Raw genomic sequence first — 20,014 nt, 5'->3', positions numbered from 1 at the left:
GCGTGCAAGCGGCGGTGACTCCTTGCCCGACGCAGCCGACCCCGCTAAAGCCGGAGACGAACACTATCCCTATGAGGCGTCCATGAGCCCGCTTGGTATCATCATCCCGTTCTTCATCATCATGCTGGCCCTGAACTGGAAGGACTTTGGTCGTCTCGACTAGGTCCAAACCATGAGCAGCCGCGGCGCGGCCCTGGTCACCGGCGGATCGCGCCGCATAGGTCGGGCCCTTGTCCGCGCCTGTGCCGGCCTGGGCTTTGACGTGGCCATCCACTGCCGCAGCGCCGATGACGACGCCCACGCCGCAGCCGCTGAAGTGCGGGCCTTGAGCCGCAAGGCCGTGATCCTCACCGCCGACCTGCGTCACGAGGCCGAGACCGCACCCCTGGTCGGTCTGGCCGAAGCCGAGCTGGGCCCTGTGACCCTGCTGGTCAATTCCGCCTCGGTCTTCGAGGACGAGACCTTTTCCGAAATGAACCGCGCCTCCTGGGACCTCCACATGGAGACCAATCTGCGCGCGCCCCTGGTCCTGGCCCAGGCCTTCGCCCGGCGCCTGCCAGCCGACCGGAACGGCATGATCCTCAACCTGCTGGACCAGAGGGTGATGAACCCCAGCCCGGCCTTCTTCAGCTACGCCCTGTCCAAGAGCGCCCTGTGGGACGCCACCCGCATGCTGGCCAGGGACCTGGCGCCGCGCATCCGGGTCAATGCCGTCGGCCCCGGACCTGTCCTGCGGTCCATCCACCAGTCGGAAGAGGACTTTGCCGACGAAGCAGCCTCCACGCCGCTCAAAAGAGCAGCGGCGCCTGAAGAGATCGCCCAGGCCATGGCCTATCTCATTGACGCGCCTTCGGTCACCGGACAGATGATCATCGTCGACGCCGGTCAGCATCTGGCTTGAGGATCCCATGGCCCAGACCCCGGACACCGCCGCAAGCCCCGACGAGCCAGAGGCCGTGACCGCCGATCCCGGCCGTATGGTCATGACCAAGATCTTCGTCACAGGCCTGAAGGTTGACGCCCATATCGGCGTCTACGCCCACGAAAAGGGCCGGGCCCAGCCCCTGATCATCGACGCCGAGCTGGATGTGGCCACCGCCGCCTTCAACCGGCTGGCCGACACGGTGAACTATGAAATGGTCGGCCAGGCCGCCCAGGCCATTCTGGCCGAGGGCCATATCGGCCTGGTTGAAACCTTCGCCGAACGCCTGGCCCGCGCCTGCCTGTCAGACCCCAAGGTCCTGCGCGCTAGGGTGCGGGTGGAAAAGCCCATGGCCCTGGCCCCACACGCCCAGTCGGCAGGGGTGGAGATTACGGTCGTGCGCGGCTAGGCGCTCTGTCCGGACCGCGCCGACCGGAGAGTCTGTCAATCAACGCAGTGAAGCCATGATCGCCACGCTCGGCGCGATGGCGTTCTCAACGAGGCCACGCCAGGCGCTTGTCACGGCGTCCGGGCCGAGCTCGTGACGCGTCTCCAGACTGCCCTTCATTTCGGCCGAAATACGGGCAGACTCCGCCTGGGCGCGACGCATGATTTCGCCGGGTCCCCAATCCAGATCACGCTTGGCGAACTGGGCCGGGGCGAAGAAGAAGGCGTGTGGTATGGCGGGCTGGTCCGGGCGATACCGGCCGGCGCCCCAATGGGTCGCGCCGACGGCGCAGCTGAGTTTGAGCTGGGCGCCAAATTGCCCGTGAATGGCGCTGACGACCTCGCCCGCACCGGACATGTCGACAAAGGCGGTCGGGATGGTCGGGTCCATGGCGCCGATGGCGTCATAGGTCACCACCTCATCACAGGTCCCGAGGCCTTTTACGAAGCCGACATTCCCGGGCGAGGTCAGGCCGACCACCCGGGGGCGTCCTTCGCCGTGCCGTGCAAGCAGGTTGGTCAGGCCAAGGCCGGTCTTGGACGAGGCGCTGCCGACCAGCACCTGCCCTGCGCCGAAGAAGGCATTGTCCACCAGATAGTCGTAGAGGACATAAGAGGTTGAAAAGAGCGGGAAGAGCACACACCGCTCGTCTTCCAGGGCGGTCAGCTCCGCCGGATCGCCGCTGGTGCGCTGATAGTTGTTGTAGAGCGCCGGCAGTTCAGCACGGTGGGCGGCGCCGTCCGAAAAGGATCGGTCAGTCACTGCAGACGGGCGCATGACCAGATGGCTGGCCATGGGCAGAAATCCCCAGATGCGCTCACCGACGGCTATGCCCGGCGCCTGCGAAGCCACGACATCAGCAAAGCCCCAAACAGGGACAATCCCCCAGGGCTCTTCGGCCGGGAAGAACTTCCAGTAGCCGATCATATCGCCGGAAAGGGCGTAGCTGACATTGTTCGCGGTCATGGCGAACTTGTCGATGGCCACAAGGATCTCACCCTCCGCCAGATCCGGCGTGTCGAGGGAGACGACCCGGGTTTCGGCAAACGAGGCCCGACGGACCTGAACCTGGGTGATCATGCGCTCAACTCCGATTGGGCGCGCTGCGGGCGCAGCGAAAGAATGAGGAAGATGACGCTCAACACAAGAAACACGGCGTGGCCATAGTGCCCTGGCGGATGATGACCGCCATGGGAGCCTTTCCAGAACCAGGCGGAAAAGGTGGCCAGGGACTGCATGAGGATCAATGCGAGCAGGACCAGGGGCACTAGCGATTGGTATCTCAAGGCGATGACCAGGGTGAGGATCCCGTATGGGATCTGTAGCGCGCCATTCCAGGCGAACAGGGAGATTATGACATCTGCACGGGTCGTCAGATCCATGTGGGCGATGACCCCGGCGCCGCCGTCGGGCAGGAAATAGTGGATCATTCCCGGGACGATGGTCAGCACTGCTGAGAGGCAGAGGAACCAGGCGGAAAAGCGCGAGCCGCGATAGTCGGCGTTGGTGCTGGGGGGCAGCAGGGCCATGGGACCGGCCTCCTCAATTCACGTCAAGAAAGGGGATGATGTGGGCGAGCAGTTCCTCCGGTGCGTCTTCCTGGATGAAGTGGTTCGCCGTGGGGATGTTGTGGTGCTTCTGACCGGCCGCGCCCGGAATATACGCCTGGGCCCGCTTGTCCCACCCCCTGGCGACCGGATCGAGGTCTCCGAAAATCGTCAGGAAAGGGCGGTCAAAGGACGCCAGTTTCGCCCAGGCCGCGCGGTTCAACGGGGCGCCGGGATTGTCGGTCTGGACGGCGATGAGGACCGGGAACTGGATGATCCCGGCTTCATGGTCCGATGACGGGAAAGGCGCGTGATAGGCGGCCAGTTCGCCTTCGCTGAGCTTGCGCTGCATGCCGGCTTCCAGCATCTGCCAGGGAAAGGCCGTGGCTTCGCGCATCATGCCGACCCACATCTTCATGAATTCACTTTCGCCCTCGCCCAGCGGCAAGCCGGTGTTGGAGGCGATCACGCGGGCGAAGCGCTCCGGGTGCTGCGCCACGAGATAGAGGCCGATATTGCCACCCCAGTCCTGGCAGAACAGGGTGATGTCCGTCAGATCCATCTGGGTGAGCCATTTGCCCATCCAGTCATAGTGCCGCGCCAGGGTGTAGTCGCTCTTGGCCGCAGGCTTGTCCGACCGCCCACAGCCGACCAGGTCGACGGCGATGACCCGGCGACCCGTCGCCAGCAGCCCGGGGATCATGTGCCTATAGAGATAGGCCCAGGTCGGATTGCCATGCATCAAGAGGATCGGCGGCGCGTCGCGCGGACCCTCATCAATGCAATGGATGCGGATGTCCGTTCCGTCTTCATCCTGAACGGTCAGGTAGTGGGGCGCCCAGGGAAAATCAGGCAGGTTTTCAAACTGCTCATCGGGGGTGCGGATGATTTTCATGAAGCTGCTCTGGTCTGAAAATGAGGTTGAAACTTCGGCGCCAATGCTGCGGCGGGTGTGACGGCCCAAACCCCGAAACCCACCATTGCCCGGCCTCCCGCGCCCACAGCATATATTGACACTATCTATGTCAATATATGCTGTGGTGAGGTTTGACAAGGGGAGCCGCCCCTCAAATCACGCTCAACTGGCGAGGAGGCGGCTCATGGCGGCGACGATGATCTGCTTGGCCTGGGCGGCGCTGAGGCCCTGCGCGCGACGAAGTCGCAGCCAACCTTCCATGGACGTCAGCAGGTCAATGGCTGCGGCGGCATCCGGCCGTTCTCCGGCCTCTGGGAGACAGGCGAGAAGCTGGCGGCGCTGTTGTTTCGCGAACTGCGCCCTGGCGCGCTGTAGGGTCGGCGAAGTATGGAGCCGGGTTTCCCCGGATAGGAAATAGGGCGTGATCTGCTCGAATATGGCCGCCCTGGCCGCAACAAGCTGGTCGATCCTCTGCGCCAGAGGCCCTTCCCAGGAGGATTGCGTCAGCAAGGGCTGCACCAGGGTTCCGACCTTGGTGTTCATTTCATCGAACAGGGATTCCATATCCTGGAAGTGGCGGAAAACCGTTCGATGTCCGACCTTGGCATACTGAGCCACATCTTCGGACGTCGGACTGAGATTCCCCGCGCGAATGAGGTCCAGCAGGGCGGCGACTATCTTCCCGCGGGTTACACGGCTCCGCGCCATGCGCCCGTCCAGTTCAGGGGGCGGAGCGCGCCGGGCGCGGGGTGATCGCGGCTTGGCCGGGTCCGTAGTCATGGCGTGCGGATACGGGCTGCGCGCTGGCTGTGCAAGTGATGCCCTGCCTCCAGTTTCCGGAAGTAGAGATCACGGTTGTGCAGGGCTGGCCGCCGTCAGCCCTAGCGTGACCTGAACCAGACAGGGTCGGTGACCCGGGAACCTCGTGCAACCTGGTTGAGCCGTGCAAAGCCAGAGTTGTCACCACGCAGCGTCGCCTTCCAGAACGCCATCTGAAGCGCCCTGAAGGCTTCGCCCTGGGCGCCATGCTCCGGGTCGGTCGGCGATGGGTCAAAGTCCATGTGCCGGAAGCCCTTGAGCACCGCTGCGTACTTGTGGCCGGGCGGGCTCTTGTGGAAGGCCGTCAATCTCCAGGGCGGGGTCTCCTCGGCGGCGCCGAAGTCCTCTGTACCTGTGGCGGCGAAGAGCGGACCGGTCATGGACCTGAAGCTGGACTCTGTCAGGGCCATCCTCCCCGGCCCCTGACCGCTGATCGCCAGATGCCCGAGGAACCCCTTCGGGACAGGCGCCTGAGGCTGCGGCGACAGCTCAGCGCCGCCAATGACCAGGGTGGTGTAGGCGCCATAGGAATGCCCTGCCATGCCCATCCTCAACGGGTCCGCCACAGCCAGAACTCTTGCGTCCAGACCAAGCCTGGGATCGGTCAACGCGGCCTTGAGAAAGGCGACATCCTCCAGCCTGCTGGACAGATATTTGGGGTCCTCCAGCATGTCTGTTAGGGAGGCTCCGCGGTCGACTGCCTCTGCATTCGACCTTCTGAATTGCCGCTGCCGACCTTCCGCGGCGCTGCGTCGGGCCGCGATGACGCTCTGGATGATCATGCGACGGCGCTGGCCCGAGTCCGCATCCTGGGCGGTGATGGAGTCGGAGTGGGTCGGGACCAGCACTACATGGCCCTGGCTGGCCCAGGCGCGACAGGTGTTGGGAAAGGCTTCGGATGAACCGCCAAAGCCGTGGCTGAAAATTATGACCGGGCGCCTGCCAGCGCCGACAGGAATGTAGCAGCGTGTCTTCACGATCCTGCTGCGGATGCGGTCGGCAAGGTCCAGGTCCACGACTTCGGTCTGGAAGGCGCCAAGGCTGTCGGCGGTTGCATCCCCTGCGACCGACATCGCCCAGATTGGCGAGGCAAGGCCAGCCTTCAGCAGGTCCCGGCGGCGGGGGTTACGGAATCTGGAGAATGGGCGGTCAGTCATTGCTGGAGCCTTCCACTTTGGATCACCTGAAAGCCTGATCTTCAGGCCGCCAGTCGTTGATCATTCCTACCATGGACTGCCCTTCGACCTTGGCCCGCACAATGCGCCCGAGCCACTGGTGGCCGAAAATCGGCACCTTGAATTGTCTTACGGTTTCGGCCTCGCCCCCAATCCGGCGGCCATCAGCCAGAGAGGCTTCAAACCTACGGATCTGCGCCCATTGACCAATCTGAAAGCTGGACATCTTCGTATCGAGACCCGCGAATTCGAAGTCGCCGTACTGCCTTTCGGGGGACATCAGGCCCACCAGGGACGCCGAAGGACCCCAGAGCATGGCGTAGGTGAAAGGCGCGGTGAACCTCGGGTCGGTCTGGGTCTGCTCGTGAGCCTTGCCGACACCCGACAATTCCGCAATGCGGCCGCCCGCCTGTAGGCGGGCCTCGATACGGCCGGTCCGTTCAAATCGGCCCTTTGGTGATCCGGTCTTCAGCGGACCGGGCCGGAAGATCCCCTCAAGCTTCACCCTATTGGGGCCATCGCCGTCCCGACCGCCTGAGTTCTGATGCGCCCGGACATCGGCCTGAAAGGACAGGGCCTGGAGATGGGCCGAAGTCCCCAGTCTGGAGATTCCCACGCGCAACCCTGGCGCAGTATAGAATGCCGTTGGCTGATCTGGATCGGTGCGACTGGACTCACACGGCGCCATTCGGGTTGTGAAGGCGTACAGGCTTCCGTCGAGAAGCAAATGACACCAGACCCAAGTCGCATTGCGTTCCGGGTACCGGGAAATCCTCAGGCTGAACCCGTTTTCCACTGCCGGGTCAAAATAGAGAACCATGGCGGACTCGCTCCAGGTCCGTTCCCCCTGAACGACCTTTGGACCGGCTCCGGCGAGGGCAGGCGACAGGCCAAGCCCCAGAAGCCCGGCGGCCAGTGTTCGCCTTGCGGGATCGGGATGCGCGTTGTTCGTCCCGGAACTTGAAAACATCCAGTTGTGCTCCCCTGCGCCTTCGATTTCCGCCTTGATGGCTCTGGCCTGGCTCGATGCCCGCAGATCTGAAAGATCAATCGCATCCCCCGCCTTGTCACCAAGGTAATCTGCTGTGAGGTGCGTTTCCCAGCCCCCCAAACATGACACCGAATTAAGCTGGATATCCGGCAAAAAGTCCCCACATCCTGTAGGACTATTTCACAGGAGGCCGCAGTGAGCGACCAGACCAACAGCAGCCCTGCCCCCGACGAACATTCGGGCGTCACCCCTGCAGGCGCCCCTACGATTGCCGTCGAGGACAAGACCATGACGGTCGTGACCTACGCCCTGTTTCTCGGGGGGTTCGTCTCCGGCGGGGTCAGCGCGATCATCGGCTTGATCCTCGCCTACGCCAACCGCAGCTCGGCGTCACCGCGGGCCCAGTCGCACTATACTTTCCTGATCCGCACCTTCTGGATCGGGGCGGCCATCATGCTGGCGGCGGGCGCCATGCTGTTCTGGGGCGCAATCCTCAGCGTCATACTGATCGGCATTCCGGTGCTGATCCTGGGCAAGCTGGTCTTCGGCCTGAGCTCAATCTGGTATGGCCTGCGCTGCATTGTCGGCCTGCTCAAGGCCCTGCAGAACGAGGCCTATCCGACCCCGCAGAACTATATCCTCTGACGAAAAACGGGATGGGGCATGCCCCATCCCGCCATGTCATTCGACGATGTAAGGCGACTTAAGCCGGAACCAGCTGGCGCCGGACCATCTTGGCGTAGTCGTTCATCAGACCCAGGGACAGGGCGCCCGGGGTGAAGGTGTACTCGCCGATCTGCGAGACCGGGGTGACCTCGGCCGCCGTGCCCACCACGAAGCATTCCGTGAAGGTCGACAGTTCCTCGGGCATGATGTGACGCTCGGTCACGGTCACGCCCTGGCTGCGGGCCAGTTCGATGACCGACTGACGGGTAATGCCGTTCAGGAAGCAGTCCGGCGTCGGGGTGTGCAGGGCGCCGTCCTTGACGAAGAAGACGTTGGAGCCCGTGGATTCCGCCACATAGCCCCGATAGTCCAGCATCATGGCGTCGGTATAACCGTCCTTCTCCGCTGCGTGCTTGGAGATGGTGCAGATCATGTAGAGGCCGGTGGCTTTGGCGTGGACCGGTTCGGTCTCGGGCGACGGGCGCTTGTACTTGGCCCAGCACATGCGGATGCCCTTGGCCTTTTCCTCGGGCTTGAAATAGTCCGGCCAGTCCCACACGGCGATGGCCACGTGGATCTTGGTATTCTGGGCGCTGACCCCGATCATTTCCGTGCCGCGCCAGGCGATCGGACGCAGATAGGCGTAGCTGAGGCCGTTCTTGGCGCAGGTCTCCTTGCAGGCCTGATCGATCTGGGCGACGGTAAAGGGGATTTCGAAATCCAACATCTCCGCCGACTTGAACAGACGCTCGGTATGCGCCGTCAGCTTGAAGATCTCTCCGCCGTACATGCGCTCGCCCTCGAACACCGCCGAGGCGTAGTGCAAGCCATGGGTCAATACGTGCACCTTCGCCTCGCGCCAGGCAACAAACTGGCCGTCCAGCCAGATCCAACCATCGCGATCATCGAAGGGAACGAGAGTCATGGGGAAAGTTCCTCCTTTCAAGGAAATCCCCTTACAGACCTCCGGGCGCGTCGCGTCAAACATTTTGGAGCCATGGCCTGATGTCGATGACCTCCAGCTACGCCGCTGACCGCCACCTTCTGGTGGTGGATGACGACGACCGCATTCGCCAGCTGCTGAAGGAATACCTGTCCCGGGCCGGGTTCCGGGTTTCCGCCGCCTCGGGCGGAGCCGCAGCGCGGGGCCTGCTGGACTCCCTGGATTTCGACCTGGCGGTCTTTGACGTGATGATGCCCGGCGAGGACGGCTTTTCCCTCACCCGCTGGCTGCGGGAGCGCAAGGGCGCGGCGGGGCGCACCCCGGTGCTGATGCTGACCGCCCGGGGTGAACCCAGCGACCGGATCGAGGGCCTGAAGCTGGGCGCAGACGACTATCTGGCCAAACCTTTCGAGCCCGAAGAGCTACTGCTGCGGATCGAGGCCATCCTGCGCCGGTCCGACGCGCGCCCGACCCTGGCCGCCGCCGGGCCGGTGGCTCTGGGCGCCTGCCGGTTCGACATTGACCGTGGAGAACTGACCCGGGACGGCGTCCTCATCCGCCTGACCGAAGCCGAGATCGCCCTCCTGCGTCGGCTGGCCCGCAGTCCCCATGAGCCGGTGGAGCGGATGGAGCTGGCCAAGGAGACCGTCGACGCCTCGGGCCGGGCCGTGGACGTCCAGGTCACACGCCTTCGCCGCAAGATCGAAACCGATCCCAAGACCCCCCGCTATCTGCAGACCGTGCGGGGCGTGGGCTATCTGCTGGCACCCGACTGATGCGCCTGAGGGTCTTTTCATCGGCGCGCTGGCAAAGGCTGATCAAGCGCAGCCTGCCCACAACCCTGTTCGGCCGCAGCCTGCTGATCATCATACTGCCAGTGGCGATCATGCAGATCGCGGTCACCTGGGTGTTCTTCGACGCCCACTGGCAGACCGTGACCAGCCGCCTGTCCGAAGGCCTGGCCGGCGACATCGCCTGGGCGGTGGAGAGCTATAATGACGACCCCAGCCCGGCGGCCCTGGCCCGGCTGACCGATCGGGCCGAACGGTCCATGAGCCTTTCCATCGCCCTGCAGCCTGGCCGCACCCTGCCTGAACGCCGCCGCCATAACCCCTTCGGCGTGGTGGACCGCGTGGTGGACAAGGCCCTGGCCGCTCGTCTGGATGCGCCCTTCTGGTTCGATACGACCCGCTATCCAGCCTATGTGGACATCCGCGTCCAGACTCCGAACGGCGTCATGCGAGTCCTGGCGCCGCGGGAAAGGGCCGTGGCGACCCAGGGCCACATCTTCGTTCTCTGGATGACCATCGCCACCCTTCTGCTGACCGCCATCTCCATACTGTTCATCCGCAACCAGGTCCGGGCGATCGAGAGGCTGGCCGACGCCGCAGACGACTTCGGCAGGGGCGTGGACTCAGCGGCTTTCAAGCCTCACGGCGCAAGGGAGGTGCGGCAGGCGGCCCGGGCCTTCCTGGCCATGAAGTCCCGGATCCAGCGCCACATCGAGCAGCGCACATCCCTGCTGGCCTCGGTCAGCCACGACCTGCGCACGCCCTTGACTCGCCTGAAACTGGAGCTGGCCCTGGCCGAACCCAGCAGCCGCACCGTTGAGATGAAGCGGGACCTCGCCGAGATGGAGCACATGATCGACGAGTATCTGGCCTTCGCCCGCGGCGAGGGCGGCGAGATCGTCGAGTCGGTGAACCTTGGTCAGTTGATCGATGATGTGGAGCAAGGCGCTCGCCGGGCCGGGGTAGAAGCCAGGGTCACCGTGGACGAGGCCCTGACCGTCCAGGTCCGCCCCAACGCCCTGAAGCGGGCCCTGTCCAACCTGATCATGAACGCCGCCGCCCATGCGGACCGGGTGCATATCGCCGCCGCGCCCCTGCCGGAGGGCTGGGTGCAGATCGTGGTGGAAGACAATGGCCCCGGCATAGCCCCCGAACGCTATGAGGACGCCTTCAAGGCCTTCAACCGCCTGGATGAGGCCAGGAACCAGAACGAAAAGGGCGTGGGCCTTGGCCTGGCCATTGCCAGGGATGTGGCCCGGGCCCATGGGGGCGACATCCTGCTGGCCAGGTCCGCCCTGGGCGGCCTGAAGGCGACCGTGCGCCTGCCAGGGTCGGTGGAAGCCCGCCTCTGACTGTCGCAAAATCGCCATGAGGCCTTGGCATCTGCGGGGTTCCACTCCCCGAGATCAACACCTGCCGGAACCTGCAATGCTGAAGAAACTTGTCCTTGCTGCAACCCTTGTCGCTGCATTTCCGGCTGTCGCCGCCAGCCCTCCCGAAGGCGTCTGGTATGTTCAGGACCGGTCGGCCAAGGTGCGCATCGCCCCCTGCGGTCAGAAGCTGTGTGGGACCGTTGTCTGGATCAGCGACAAGATCGACAAGGCGACCGGCCTGCCACCAGTGGACAGCAAGAACCCAGACCCCAGCCTTCGCAGCAGGCCCATTGTCGGCCTGCAGCTGCTCCGTAACTTCTCACCATCGGCCGACGGCAAGTGGACCGGTGGAACCATCTATGATCCCAAGGTGGGCAAGACCTATGTGTCGAAGATCGCCCTGACGCCGAAGGGAACCCTGAAGGTTGAAGGCTGCATTTCAGTGGTCTGTCAGGGGCAGATCTGGTCGTCGGCGGACTAGAGCCGCGGCGATAAGTGGGAACCGGTTATCGCAACGAACGTGCCATAAACCTTTGAATTATAGCGCACTTTTACCCATTGGACGGTTCCGTCTAAAGGGAACGCGCTCTAGCCGCCCAGTTCCACAGACCTGTGGGTCGCCGCGATAACCGCGTCCCGCAGCAAGGGTTCAAGTCCGCCCTCTCCCATCAGGATCCTGAGGGCAGCTTCGGTTGTGCCATTGGGCGAGGTGACCTGCCTGCGAAGATCGGCGGGGCTTTCCCCGGACTGGGCCAGCAGGGCCGCCGCGCCGGTCATGGTGGCGCGCGCCAGATCCCGGGCCGCCTCCGGCGACAGACCCACAGAAACCCCTGCTTTCTCGAGAGCTTCCACAAAGGCGTAGAAATAGGCCGGAGCAGACCCTGAGACGCCGGTTGCGGCGTGGAGCAGCTCTTCGTCGTCCAGATCGACCACAGTCCCCACAGGGGCGAACAGGGCGCGGGCTCTGGCCCGGGCTTCATGGTCGTCGGCAAAGATGCTGGCGACGCCCTGGCCGATAGCGGCGGCTGTGGTCGGCATGATCCGGGCGGTCCGGCGCCCGCCGAAAGCTGAGGAGATGTCCGAGGACCTGACCCCCGCGGCCACTGAAATCATGATGGCGTCGGGCGCCAGATGATCGCCCACCTCGATAGCGGTCTCGCGCCAGATCTGCGGCTTGACGGCCAGCAGGACGGTTTTTGCCCTGGCGAGGTCTTCCAGCCCGGGGTTGAGCAGGGCCCCCAGCCCGCCGGCAGCGCGGGCGGTTTCCGACAGGTGGGGATCGCGGATGATCAGGTCGGAGGGCGCAAAGGCCCCGCTCCGGCGCCAGCCCTCGATCAGGGCGCCGCCCATCCGGCCTGCGCCGAGCATCAGAATGGGCGTTGCGGACATCGGGAACTCCGGCTGACCCTAGGCTTCGCCGACCGTGTCGAACATACAGGCCTCGATGGCCTGGGACGGGGTCTTGCCGCCCTGGGTCAGGAAATCAAAGGCGGGGTAGAAGCGGTCGGCGGCCTCCATGGCCACATCGATCATCGCCGCGGCCTGGGCCAGGCTTGGGCGCTCGCCGCCTGTCAGGGCCATGGCGTGGCGGAAGACGATCTCGCCGTCATCCCAGACCTCGAAATGGCCCAGCCAGACCCGCTGGTTGATGGTCGAGGCCAGTTCAAAGGCCGCAGGCCGCTGATCCGGCTTCACCTGAAGGTCGACAGACAGGCAGAGCTGCAGGCAGTCAGCTTCCGGCCGCCAGGCGAACCACAGCTCGAAATCCTTCCAGTCGCCGGAAAGGGTGAAGGCGAGGTCGCCCTCCTCCGTACGGTCGAACTGGAGGTTTTCTGCCGCAAGCACATGCTCGACCACATCCAGGGGATCATGGGCCAGGATGATGTCGTCGTCGGAAAGGGGCGTTTCCATAAGACCGTGGGTCTCCTCGCAGCGGGCGTGGGCTTTCCCACGAATCACCGTGCGATGGTGAAAGTAATCTGCTTCGCGCGCGCCCTGTCACCGGCTTCTTCCGGCAAGCGAGCCACAATCGCGTGTTTGGCGCTGTTTAGGCGCCGGCCTTGGGCGACTTCTTTGCAGCGGGCTTGGCCGGAGCCTTGGCGGGAGCCTGGGCAGCCTTCAATTCCGCCACCTCGGCCCGAAGCGCCGCCACCTCGGCCTTCAGGGCGTCGAAGTCCTCGCGCCGGATCAGATCCAGCTCGGCCGCCATGCGGTCGGCCTGGGCGCGGAAGGCCGCCCTGGCCTCTTCGCCAGCGCTTTGAGCCAGGCCCATGGCTGCGTTGGTCAGCTTGGCCATTTCGTCGAGAAAGGGGTTCTGTGTCTGCATGGCCCTAATATGGCCCTTCAGGGGATGAATGCGAGGGGGTTCTCGTCTAAAGCGCATAGCATCGTGTGGATGGAGAGTTCTTGGTGGCCCTGCCCTATCCGGTGATTGACCCTGTCCTGGTGAATATCGGCCCCCTGCCGATCCGCTGGTACGCCCTGGCCTACATCTCGGGTATACTTCTGGGCTGGCGATACATCCTCGACCTGTTGAAGTCCGAGAAGCTCTGGGGCGGCCGCAAGCCCCTGCTGAGTCCGATCCAGCTGGACGACCTGATTCTCTGGATTACCCTGGGCATCATCCTCGGAGGCCGGATCGGCCACGTCCTGTTCTACACACCGCAGATCGTTCTGGCCGACCCCCTGGAAATTTTCATGGTCTGGCACGGCGGCATGAGTTTCCATGGCGGAACCCTTGGCGTGCTCGTCGCGACCCTGCTGTTTGCCTGGCGCAACAAGCTCGACCTCTATGAGCTCGGAGACCTGATCTGCGCGGCCACACCGATCGGTCTGCTGTTCGGGCGGCTGGCGAACTTCATCAAGCCCGAACTTTGGGGTCGGGTGACCGATGTTCCCTGGGCCATGGTGTTTCCAGGGGCCGGCCCCCTGACCCGCCATCCCAGCCAGCTCTATGAGGCGACCCTTGAGGGGGTGCTCCTCTTCCTGATCCTGCGCTGGGGAACCCATGGGGCAAAGCTCCTGCGCCGGCGGGGCGTCATCGCCGGTCTGTTCTTCCTGGGATACGGTCTCTTCAGGGCAGCCCTGGAAAATGTCCGTGAACCCGACGAGGGCATGCCTGATTTCCCCCTCGGCATGACCATGGGCATGATCCTCAGCCTGCCCATGATCCTTGGCGGCGCCTGGCTGATCTGGCGCGGCATGAAGGAAGAAATCCCGGCGACGCCCCATGGCCCTGCTTGACCGGCTCAAGGCCCTGATCGCAGCCACAGGACCGCTCAGCATCCCGCAATACATGGACCTCTGCCTGCATGATCCGCAGGAGGGGTACTACGCCACCCGTCCGGCCCTTGGCGCCCAGGGCGATTTCATCACGGCCCCTCTGGTCAGCCAGATGTTTGGCGAGATCATCGGTGTCTGGCTGATCGAGACCTGGCGCCGCCTGGGCCGGCCCACACCCTTCCGGCTTGTGGAAATGGGGCCAGGGGACGGAACCCTCATGGTCGATATCCAGAGGACGGTCAGGACGGACGCAGGCTTCCTGGCCGCCCAGGATCTGTGGCTGGTGGAGACATCGACCCCGCTGAAATTCCTGCAGGCTGAAAAGCTGGACGACGCTGGCAGTTGGGCCGCCTCACTTTCCGAGGTCCCCACCGGTGCGCCCCTGCTGGTTGTCGCCAATGAATTGCTGGATTGCCTGCCTGCCAGCCAGTTTGTCCGAACGCCTGCAGGCTGGTCGGAGCGAGGGGTCGGCCTGGATGATGCCGGAAACCTGACCTTCGGCCTGATGGGCTCCCTGCCGGCGGGCGCCTTTCCGGACGCTCCAGCTGGGGTTCTGATCGAAGTCTCCGCCGCCCAGCAGGAGCTGGCCCGCACCCTGGCCCAGCGGATCCAGGCAGACGGAGGCGCGGCCCTGCTCATCGACTATGGACGTTCAGAACCGGGACCTGGCGACACGCTTCAGGCCCTGAAGGCCCATGAAAAAGTTTCCCCCCTGACCGATCCGGGCGCCGCCGACCTGACGGTTCATGCTGACTTCCCGGCGGTGGTCGCCGCTGCAGCCAGCGAGGGCCTGCCGGAATGGCCGATCCTGACCCAGGCGACATTCCTGGTGAAGATGGGCGTCATGGAACGGGCGGAAGCCCTGGCGGCGGCACAGCCCGGGCGGTTCGATACCCTGGAGCGACAATTGAACCGCTTGCTCTCCCCACAGGAAATGGGCGACCTTTTCAAGGTGGTCTGTCTGGCCCAGCCGGGACTGACGCCGCCTGCTTTCGAGGCCTTCTGATGCTGCAGGTTCTGACATCGCCGCTGCTGGATCTGCCGGGCGTTCGCCATGCCTTCTTCACCCGTCAGGGCGGCGTGTCCCAAGGGATCTATGCAGGTCTCAATGTCGGTCAGGGGTCTGGTGACCGACCCGAAGACGTGGCGGAGAACCGCCGGCTGGCGGCCGCCCATTTCGATCTGCCGGTAGACGCCCTTTCAAACTGTTACCAGATCCATTCAGCCACAGCCCTTGTTGCTGACGCCCCCTGGGGCCTTGAACGGCCTGAGGGCGACGCCGTCGTGACAGGCGCAACCGGAGTGATCTGCGGCGCCCTGGCGGCCGACTGCGCGCCGATCCTGCTCGCTGATCCAGAGTCGCGGACCGTCGCCGCCGCCCATGCGGGGTGGAAAGGCGCGCTCGCGGGAATTGCCGAGGCCACGGTTGATGCCATGATCGCAAGGGGCGCCAGGGCTGGAAACATCGTCGCCATAGTAGGTCCCTGCATCAGCCAGACCTCCTACGAGGTAGGCCTGGAGTTCGAGGCCCGGTTCATTGCAGCCGACACTGGCAATTCCACCTTCTTCATGGCTGGTGAGTCGGCCGATAAACGGCATTTCGATCTGCCGGGCTTCGTCCTGTCCCGTCTTCAGCGCAGCGGAGTCGAAACCTGCGCCTGGATCGGAGCCGACACTTGCACCGATGAGCAGCAATTCTACTCCAACCGACGGGCCTTTCGTCGCGGCGAACCCGATTTTGGCCGCCTGCTCTCAGCTATTACGCTTGTTTGAACTGCCAGCACTTGCCCCCCGCCAAGGGGCTGCTACAAGCCGCGCCATCTGGTGAAATCAAGACCTCGAGGGTTCCATGAAGCTGCTGGCTGGCAACTCCAATCGCACCCTCGCCGAGGCCGTCGCCTCCCATCTGGACCTGCCCCTGACCCGGGCCCAGGTAAAACGCTTCGCCGACAATGAGGTCTTCGTCACCATTGACGAGAATGTCCGCGGGGAAGACGTCTTCGTCATCCAGTCCACCAGTTACCCGGCCAATGACAACCTGATGGAGCTGCTGATCTGCATCGACGCTCTCAAGCGGGCTTCGGCGCGGCGGATCACGGCGGTCATGCCCTATTTCGGCTATGCGCGTCAGGACCGGAAAACCGGAGGCCGGACGCCGATCTCCGCCAAACTGGTCGCCAATCTGATCACCCGGGCGGGCGCCGACCGGGTCCTGACCATGGATCTGCACTCGGGGCAGATCCAGGGCTTCTTCGATATCCCCACAGACAACCTGGCGGCGACGCCCCTGGTGGCCGGCGATATCAAGGCCCACTACCAGAACACTCACGAACTGCTCATCGTATCGCCCGACGTCGGCGGCGTGGTCCGCGCCCTGGCCGTCGCCAGCCGCCTGAATGCCGACCTGGCCATTGTCGACAAGCGCCGGTCAGGTCCGGGCAAGAGCGAGGTCGCCAACATCATCGGCGACGTGGAAGGCCGGCGACTGATCCTGTTCGATGACATTGTCGATTCGGCCGGCACACTCTGCAACGCGGCCAAGTCCCTGATGGACGCCGGCGCCGTCGAGGTCTCGGCCTATGTGACCCACGGCGTCCTGTCTGGCGCCGCCCATGAGCGAGTGGCCAATTCGGTGCTGAAGGAACTTGTCATCACCGATTCCATCGAGGCGTCCGATCTGGTGGCCAAGTGCAGCAAGATCCGCCAGGTGAGCTGCGACACCCTGATCGGCGAAGCCATCCGCCGGATCGCCAACGAGGAATCGGTCTCCAAGCTCTTCGACTGAACGGCTTCCCGGCCGCAGTTTCGACACGGACTTACCGCAGTCTGCGAAGGATTCCGTCCCTGACCGAACTGGTCTAGGGTTACCAAATCGTCCGCGCCCGTCTGCCGCCCTGGCCGACCCAGACCAACCGGGAAAACCGCCGCAATGCGTAAATCTTTCAAGGCGTCGATCGCTTCGTCCGCCGCCCTCGCCGTCCTGTTCCTGGCGGGCTGCGCTTCAGACCCCGGAACACCCCTGGCCGTGGCGCCATCGCCCCCGCCCGCCGTCGTGCGTCTGGCGCCCGCCATTCTGGAACAGGCCAGCGCCTACCGGACCTATATGGACCGCACCAGCGCCATTACGGGCGGCTTCCAGTCGGGCGAAGATATCGCCGCGGCCCTGCAATCTGCAGACGCCTATGAGCCGACCGCCCTTGTGAGGGGCGCCATGGCCTATGGGGCCATCGCAGCCCTGCAGGATCAGGCCTTCGTCGCCGGTATCCGCAGCTTCGGCAGCGGCGCTGAACAGCGGCGACAGCTGGCCTACGAGATCCTGCGCAATCCGAGCTATGTGCTCGGTCTGCCGGGCTCGATTTCCGCCCAGGGTCTGGTGGTTCAGGCGCTGAACGCCGACGGCCAGGCCCTCTACAACGCGGGCAAGGCGGTCAAGCAGTCGGCTTATGATCTCCAGAAGCAACCCTGGTCCAAGGCCGAGGTCGCAGACCGTCCAGGTCGCCTGGCCAGGGCCAAGGAACTGTCTTCGGCCCTCCCTCCCGGGGAATCCGCTGTCACGGCGCGCCTGCAGCAGGCCTCTGTCGGCGCCGTCAATCTGGGACTCACGCCTGCCACGGCAGCGGGGGCCAATACGGAAGTGGTCGTCCGCAGCCTGGCTGTGGCCGCCCTCGCCGTTCTCAATCAGGCCGACACGGCTGACATGGCCTCGATCGATGCGGTCATGGCAGACCGCAATGTCAGCTTCTGCATGACCATGTCGAAACTGAATCTCTATCAGTGTCTTGCGGTGTCCCGACCGAACTATGAGGACATCTTCTGTCTGGGCCAGCATGTGATGATGGACACCGGCCGCTGCGTCATCAAGGCGTCCGGTCAGGCCGAGCCCTTCGAGGCGAAATTCATCCCGGTGGTGCGCTCCGACATCGGTTACAACCAGCCAAAGAAGCCTGTTCGGAAGAAGACTTCAAAGAGTCGCTAAGACTCATGGCTTGCGCCCGTTGCCATGGGCGCAGGTTTTGTGTATCAACCGCCACCTTTCGGCCCTGACGGGTCGTCCGCCGCCGCGCGTGACATTCGCGCGGCGACTTCGTTTTGAGGCAAGGCCATGGCCGATATCATTTTGAACGTTGAAGTCCGCGACCGCACCGGCACGGGCGGCGCACGTGAAACCCGCCGCTCCGGCAAGGTTCCCGGCGTGCTTTACGGCGGCGCCAAGGATCCTGTGGCCATCGCGGTGAAGGAAAACGAGTTCCGCAAGGCGCTCTACACCGGCAAGCTTCTGGGTCACTTGGTGACCCTGAAGTACGGCGACGAGACCCAGCCGGTCATCGCCAAGGCGGTGGACATGCATCCGGTCACCGATCAGCCCTGGCACTTCGACCTCTATCGGGTTGATGAGCATCAGCAGATCAAGATCGCCATTCCGGTTCACTTCAAGAACCAGGAAGCGTCTCCTGGCCTGAAGCGCGGCGGCACGCTCAACATCGTTCGTCACGAAATCGACCTGAACTGCCCGGCAGACCATATCCCGGAAGAACTGGTGTTCGACCTGACCGGTCTGGACATCGGCGACGCCATCCGGGTTTCGGCCTTCACCCTGCCGGCCGGCACCAGCGCGGCTCTGCCTGCTGATCTGGTGATTGCGACCGTGGCTGGTTCTTCGGCTTCGGCTTCGGCCGCCGCCGGTGAAGAGAACGCGGACGCCTGATCAAGGCTCCGCTGCCTCCAGCCCCCGGAGGACTAGATGCTCATACTTGCGGGACAGGGGAATCCCGGCGCGCGTTATGCCGGCAACCGGCATAACATCGGCTTCATGGCCGTGGACGCCATTGCGCGCCGGTGGGGCTTCGGCCCGGAGAGATCCAAGTTTCAGGGCCTGATCCGGGAGGGTGACATCCCCACCCCCGGAGGACCTGTGCGCGCCCTGATCCTCAAGCCGCAGACCTTCTACAATGACAGCGGGCAATCCGTGTCCCAGGCCATGAAGTTCTACAAACTGGCCCCCCGTGATGTCGTGCTGTTCTATGACGAGATCGATCTGGCGCCGGGCCGCTTCCGCATGAAGACAGGCGGGGGCGCCGCGGGAAACAATGGCGTCCGCTCGGTCACAGCCCATATCACTGCCGAATTCCGCCGGGCCCGACTGGGGGTAGGCCATCCTGGCCACAAGGACCGGGTCCAGGGCCATGTTCTTTCCGACTTCCACAAGGTCGACCAGAACTGGCTTTCGGCCCTGATTTCGGCAGTTGCCGATGCCGCACCCCTTATGGCGGCGGGCGAGGATGAACGCTATCAGACTGAAGTCCTGCGTCTGGCGCCGGCGGAGAAGTCTGATCCCAAGCAGGGAGACCAATAGCCCATGCCCCTGGAACTTCTTGGCCTTTCATTGATCTTCTCCATAGGCCTCTGCGTCCACGTGGTGCGGTCAGGCCAGCAGACCTTCTGGTTATGGATCATCCTGATGTTCCAGCCGCTGGGCGGTGTGGTCTATCTGGTCGCGGTCATTGGGCCAGAACTGCTTGGCGGGCGGACGGCGCGACGGTTCGGGGAAGCCGCCCGGGAAACCCTGGATCCCCACCGCGAGTACCGGGAGGCCAGGACGGCCTTTGCTGAAACGCCGACCGTGCGCAACCAGTCCCGCCTCGCCGCGGCAGAGGCCCAGCTTGGTCGCTATGCCGAAGCCGAGCGGCTTTATGCCGAGGCCGCCCATGGAGTCCATGCCGAAGACCCTGTTCTGCTCCTCGGCCGCGCCAACGCCCTGCTGGAGCTTGATCGCGCCGAGGAGGCCTTGCGACTGCTTCAGCAACTGAGCCTGGATCCGGAAGGGCGCACGCCGGCAGCCTCCCTGGCCCAGGGAAGGGTCTATGAGGCCCTTGGGCGGGTCTCCGAGGCTGAGGCGGCCTATGACTGGGCTGCAGGCCGCCTGCCCGGCCTGGAAGGCCTGGGGCGTCAGGCGGCCTTTCTGGCCCGAACCGGCCGCAAGGCGCAGGCACAGGAACTACTCGCCGAGATGGATCGCCGACTCGCCAAGACCAACCCCCAATTCCGCAAGGAAGGCCGCAGGTGGCGCGATCTCGCCGCATCAGCCATCAACGGCTAAACTCATATCTGAACCGCCCGGGCGTCCGCCCTGGCCCCGTACCA

24 protein-coding genes are annotated in these 20,014 nt (G+C 64.4%); 14 read left to right on the top strand and 10 right to left on the bottom strand.

Annotated features, from left to right (window positions below):
- The first annotated feature begins 172 nt into the window (after positions 1-172).
- Both CFE28_05335 and folB read left to right on the top strand, forming a co-directional pair.
- Positions 173-901 (top strand): short chain dehydrogenase, encoded by a 729-nt coding sequence (locus CFE28_05335; GenBank protein ID OYU69475.1) that lies wholly within the window; start codon positions 173-175, stop codon positions 899-901.
- 82 nt (positions 902-983) lie between these two features.
- Positions 984-1,331, top strand: coding sequence for a dihydroneopterin aldolase (folB, locus tag CFE28_05330; GenBank protein OYU71569.1), 348 nt, complete (start codon positions 984-986; stop codon positions 1,329-1,331).
- Between the two features lie 39 nt (positions 1,332-1,370).
- On the opposite strand, the gene CFE28_05325 is transcribed toward folB, so the two are convergent.
- The 6 genes from CFE28_05325 to CFE28_05300 form a co-directional block, all read right to left on the bottom strand.
- Entirely contained in the window at positions 1,371-2,450 is a 1,080-nt protein-coding gene (locus tag CFE28_05325) for a hypothetical protein (GenBank protein ID OYU69474.1), read from the bottom strand.
- Entirely contained in the window at positions 2,447-2,899 is a 453-nt protein-coding gene (locus CFE28_05320; protein ID OYU69473.1) for a hypothetical protein, read from the bottom strand. Before CFE28_05320 ends, CFE28_05325 begins: the two co-directional genes overlap by 4 nt.
- Before the next feature lie 13 nt (positions 2,900-2,912).
- Positions 2,913-3,812 carry a haloalkane dehalogenase gene (locus CFE28_05315; protein OYU71568.1) on the bottom strand — a complete coding sequence of 300 codons (900 nt, stop codon included), beginning with the start codon at positions 3,810-3,812 and terminating at the stop codon, positions 2,913-2,915.
- 183 nt (positions 3,813-3,995) lie between these two features.
- Positions 3,996-4,613, bottom strand: coding sequence for a transcriptional regulator (locus CFE28_05310; GenBank protein OYU69472.1), 618 nt, complete (start codon positions 4,611-4,613; stop codon positions 3,996-3,998).
- A 101-nt stretch (positions 4,614-4,714) separates the two neighbouring features.
- A complete protein-coding gene (locus tag CFE28_05305) occupies positions 4,715-5,809 on the bottom strand; it encodes a hypothetical protein (protein ID OYU69471.1) in 1,095 nt (364 codons plus the stop codon).
- Between the two features lie 22 nt (positions 5,810-5,831).
- Positions 5,832-6,938, bottom strand: coding sequence for a hypothetical protein (locus tag CFE28_05300; protein OYU69470.1), 1,107 nt, complete (start codon positions 6,936-6,938; stop codon positions 5,832-5,834).
- A gap of 168 nt (positions 6,939-7,106) precedes the next feature.
- Here CFE28_05300 and CFE28_05295 point away from each other — a divergent pair, with 168 nt between their 5' ends.
- Entirely contained in the window at positions 7,107-7,463 is a 357-nt protein-coding gene (locus CFE28_05295) for a hypothetical protein (GenBank protein ID OYU71567.1), read from the top strand.
- A gap of 58 nt (positions 7,464-7,521) precedes the next feature.
- On the opposite strand, the gene CFE28_05290 is transcribed toward CFE28_05295, so the two are convergent.
- A complete protein-coding gene (locus tag CFE28_05290) occupies positions 7,522-8,409 on the bottom strand; it encodes a branched-chain amino acid aminotransferase (GenBank protein OYU69469.1) in 888 nt (295 codons plus the stop codon).
- Between the two features lie 80 nt (positions 8,410-8,489).
- On the opposite strand from CFE28_05290, the gene CFE28_05285 reads away from it, so the two are divergent.
- The 3 genes from CFE28_05285 (at position 8,490) to CFE28_05275 (ending at position 11,072) form a co-directional block, all read left to right on the top strand.
- Entirely contained in the window at positions 8,490-9,203 is a 714-nt protein-coding gene (locus CFE28_05285) for a DNA-binding response regulator (protein ID OYU69468.1), read from the top strand.
- Positions 9,203-10,570 (top strand): two-component sensor histidine kinase, encoded by a 1,368-nt coding sequence (locus CFE28_05280; GenBank protein OYU69467.1) that lies wholly within the window; start codon positions 9,203-9,205, stop codon positions 10,568-10,570. The genes CFE28_05285 and CFE28_05280 overlap by 1 nt, the downstream gene beginning before the upstream one ends.
- 76 nt (positions 10,571-10,646) lie before the next feature.
- Positions 10,647-11,072, top strand: a complete 426-nt coding sequence (locus CFE28_05275; protein ID OYU69466.1) for a hypothetical protein — start codon at positions 10,647-10,649, stop codon at positions 11,070-11,072.
- A gap of 107 nt (positions 11,073-11,179) precedes the next feature.
- On the opposite strand, the gene CFE28_05270 is transcribed toward CFE28_05275, so the two are convergent.
- The 3 genes from CFE28_05270 to CFE28_05260 all read right to left on the bottom strand — a co-directional run bounded on the left by CFE28_05270 (position 11,180) and on the right by CFE28_05260 (position 12,917).
- Positions 11,180-11,980 carry a pyrroline-5-carboxylate reductase gene (locus CFE28_05270; GenBank protein ID OYU69465.1) on the bottom strand — a complete coding sequence of 267 codons (801 nt, stop codon included), beginning with the start codon at positions 11,978-11,980 and terminating at the stop codon, positions 11,180-11,182.
- Positions 11,981-11,998: 18 nt separating this feature from the next.
- A complete protein-coding gene (locus tag CFE28_05265; GenBank protein ID OYU69464.1) occupies positions 11,999-12,502 on the bottom strand; it encodes a hypothetical protein in 504 nt (167 codons plus the stop codon).
- 136 nt (positions 12,503-12,638) lie between these two features.
- Positions 12,639-12,917, bottom strand: a complete 279-nt coding sequence (locus CFE28_05260; GenBank protein OYU69463.1) for a hypothetical protein — start codon at positions 12,915-12,917, stop codon at positions 12,639-12,641.
- 89 nt (positions 12,918-13,006) lie between these two features.
- Here CFE28_05260 and CFE28_05255 point away from each other — a divergent pair, with 89 nt between their 5' ends.
- The 8 genes from CFE28_05255 (at position 13,007) to CFE28_05220 (ending at position 19,970) form a co-directional block, all read left to right on the top strand.
- Complete coding sequence (locus CFE28_05255) at positions 13,007-13,834, top strand: prolipoprotein diacylglyceryl transferase (protein OYU71566.1); 828 nt, start codon at positions 13,007-13,009, stop codon at positions 13,832-13,834.
- Complete coding sequence (locus tag CFE28_05250; protein OYU69462.1) at positions 13,821-14,879, top strand: SAM-dependent methyltransferase; 1,059 nt, start codon at positions 13,821-13,823, stop codon at positions 14,877-14,879. Before CFE28_05255 ends, CFE28_05250 begins: the two co-directional genes overlap by 14 nt.
- Positions 14,879-15,646 carry a polyphenol oxidase gene (locus CFE28_05245; protein ID OYU69461.1) on the top strand — a complete coding sequence of 256 codons (768 nt, stop codon included), beginning with the start codon at positions 14,879-14,881 and terminating at the stop codon, positions 15,644-15,646. Before CFE28_05250 ends, CFE28_05245 begins: the two co-directional genes overlap by 1 nt.
- Positions 15,647-15,722: 76 nt before the next feature.
- Entirely contained in the window at positions 15,723-16,658 is a 936-nt protein-coding gene (locus CFE28_05240) for a phosphoribosylpyrophosphate synthetase (GenBank protein OYU69460.1), read from the top strand.
- A 144-nt stretch (positions 16,659-16,802) separates the two neighbouring features.
- Positions 16,803-17,849, top strand: a complete 1,047-nt coding sequence (locus CFE28_05235; GenBank protein ID OYU69459.1) for a hypothetical protein — start codon at positions 16,803-16,805, stop codon at positions 17,847-17,849.
- Positions 17,850-17,975: 126 nt separating this feature from the next.
- Positions 17,976-18,578 carry a 50S ribosomal protein L25/general stress protein Ctc gene (locus CFE28_05230; GenBank protein ID OYU69458.1) on the top strand — a complete coding sequence of 201 codons (603 nt, stop codon included), beginning with the start codon at positions 17,976-17,978 and terminating at the stop codon, positions 18,576-18,578.
- A gap of 36 nt (positions 18,579-18,614) precedes the next feature.
- Complete coding sequence (locus CFE28_05225) at positions 18,615-19,226, top strand: aminoacyl-tRNA hydrolase (GenBank protein ID OYU69457.1); 612 nt, start codon at positions 18,615-18,617, stop codon at positions 19,224-19,226.
- A 3-nt stretch (positions 19,227-19,229) separates the two neighbouring features.
- Positions 19,230-19,970 (top strand): hypothetical protein, encoded by a 741-nt coding sequence (locus tag CFE28_05220; protein ID OYU69456.1) that lies wholly within the window; start codon positions 19,230-19,232, stop codon positions 19,968-19,970.
- Positions 19,971-20,014: the final 44 nt, after the last annotated feature.

It is taken from the genome of Alphaproteobacteria bacterium PA2 (genome assembly GCA_002256425.1).
Lineage (GTDB): Bacteria > Pseudomonadota > Alphaproteobacteria > Caulobacterales > Caulobacteraceae > Phenylobacterium.
Note: the sequence above shows the minus strand (reverse complement) of the source record. Positions and strands in the feature narration are given on the sequence as shown.

Excerpts from the sequence above, each read along its gene's own strand:
- CFE28_05335 (OYU69475.1), top strand. The coding sequence starts at position 173 with ATGAGCAGCCGCGGCGCGGCCCTGGTCACCGGCGGATCGCGCCGCATA.
- folB (OYU71569.1), top strand. The coding sequence starts at position 984 with ATGACCAAGATCTTCGTCACAGGCCTGAAGGTTGACGCCCATATCGGC.
- CFE28_05325 (OYU69474.1), bottom strand. The coding sequence starts at position 2,450 with ATGATCACCCAGGTTCAGGTCCGTCGGGCCTCGTTTGCCGAAACCCGG.
- CFE28_05320 (OYU69473.1), bottom strand. The coding sequence starts at position 2,899 with ATGGCCCTGCTGCCCCCCAGCACCAACGCCGACTATCGCGGCTCGCGC.
- CFE28_05315 (OYU71568.1), bottom strand. The coding sequence starts at position 3,812 with ATGAAAATCATCCGCACCCCCGATGAGCAGTTTGAAAACCTGCCTGAT.
- CFE28_05310 (OYU69472.1), bottom strand. The coding sequence starts at position 4,613 with ATGACTACGGACCCGGCCAAGCCGCGATCACCCCGCGCCCGGCGCGCT.
- CFE28_05305 (OYU69471.1), bottom strand. The coding sequence starts at position 5,809 with ATGACTGACCGCCCATTCTCCAGATTCCGTAACCCCCGCCGCCGGGAC.
- CFE28_05295 (OYU71567.1), top strand. The coding sequence starts at position 7,107 with ATGACGGTCGTGACCTACGCCCTGTTTCTCGGGGGGTTCGTCTCCGGC.
- CFE28_05290 (OYU69469.1), bottom strand. The coding sequence starts at position 8,409 with ATGACTCTCGTTCCCTTCGATGATCGCGATGGTTGGATCTGGCTGGAC.
- CFE28_05285 (OYU69468.1), top strand. The coding sequence starts at position 8,490 with ATGTCGATGACCTCCAGCTACGCCGCTGACCGCCACCTTCTGGTGGTG.
- CFE28_05280 (OYU69467.1), top strand. The coding sequence starts at position 9,203 with ATGCGCCTGAGGGTCTTTTCATCGGCGCGCTGGCAAAGGCTGATCAAG.
- CFE28_05275 (OYU69466.1), top strand. The coding sequence starts at position 10,647 with ATGCTGAAGAAACTTGTCCTTGCTGCAACCCTTGTCGCTGCATTTCCG.
- CFE28_05270 (OYU69465.1), bottom strand. The coding sequence starts at position 11,980 with ATGTCCGCAACGCCCATTCTGATGCTCGGCGCAGGCCGGATGGGCGGC.
- CFE28_05265 (OYU69464.1), bottom strand. The coding sequence starts at position 12,502 with ATGGAAACGCCCCTTTCCGACGACGACATCATCCTGGCCCATGATCCC.
- CFE28_05260 (OYU69463.1), bottom strand. The coding sequence starts at position 12,917 with ATGCAGACACAGAACCCCTTTCTCGACGAAATGGCCAAGCTGACCAAC.
- CFE28_05250 (OYU69462.1), top strand. The coding sequence starts at position 13,821 with ATGGCCCTGCTTGACCGGCTCAAGGCCCTGATCGCAGCCACAGGACCG.
- CFE28_05245 (OYU69461.1), top strand. The coding sequence starts at position 14,879 with ATGCTGCAGGTTCTGACATCGCCGCTGCTGGATCTGCCGGGCGTTCGC.
- CFE28_05240 (OYU69460.1), top strand. The coding sequence starts at position 15,723 with ATGAAGCTGCTGGCTGGCAACTCCAATCGCACCCTCGCCGAGGCCGTC.
- CFE28_05235 (OYU69459.1), top strand. The coding sequence starts at position 16,803 with ATGCGTAAATCTTTCAAGGCGTCGATCGCTTCGTCCGCCGCCCTCGCC.
- CFE28_05230 (OYU69458.1), top strand. The coding sequence starts at position 17,976 with ATGGCCGATATCATTTTGAACGTTGAAGTCCGCGACCGCACCGGCACG.
- CFE28_05225 (OYU69457.1), top strand. The coding sequence starts at position 18,615 with ATGCTCATACTTGCGGGACAGGGGAATCCCGGCGCGCGTTATGCCGGC.
- CFE28_05220 (OYU69456.1), top strand. The coding sequence starts at position 19,230 with ATGCCCCTGGAACTTCTTGGCCTTTCATTGATCTTCTCCATAGGCCTC.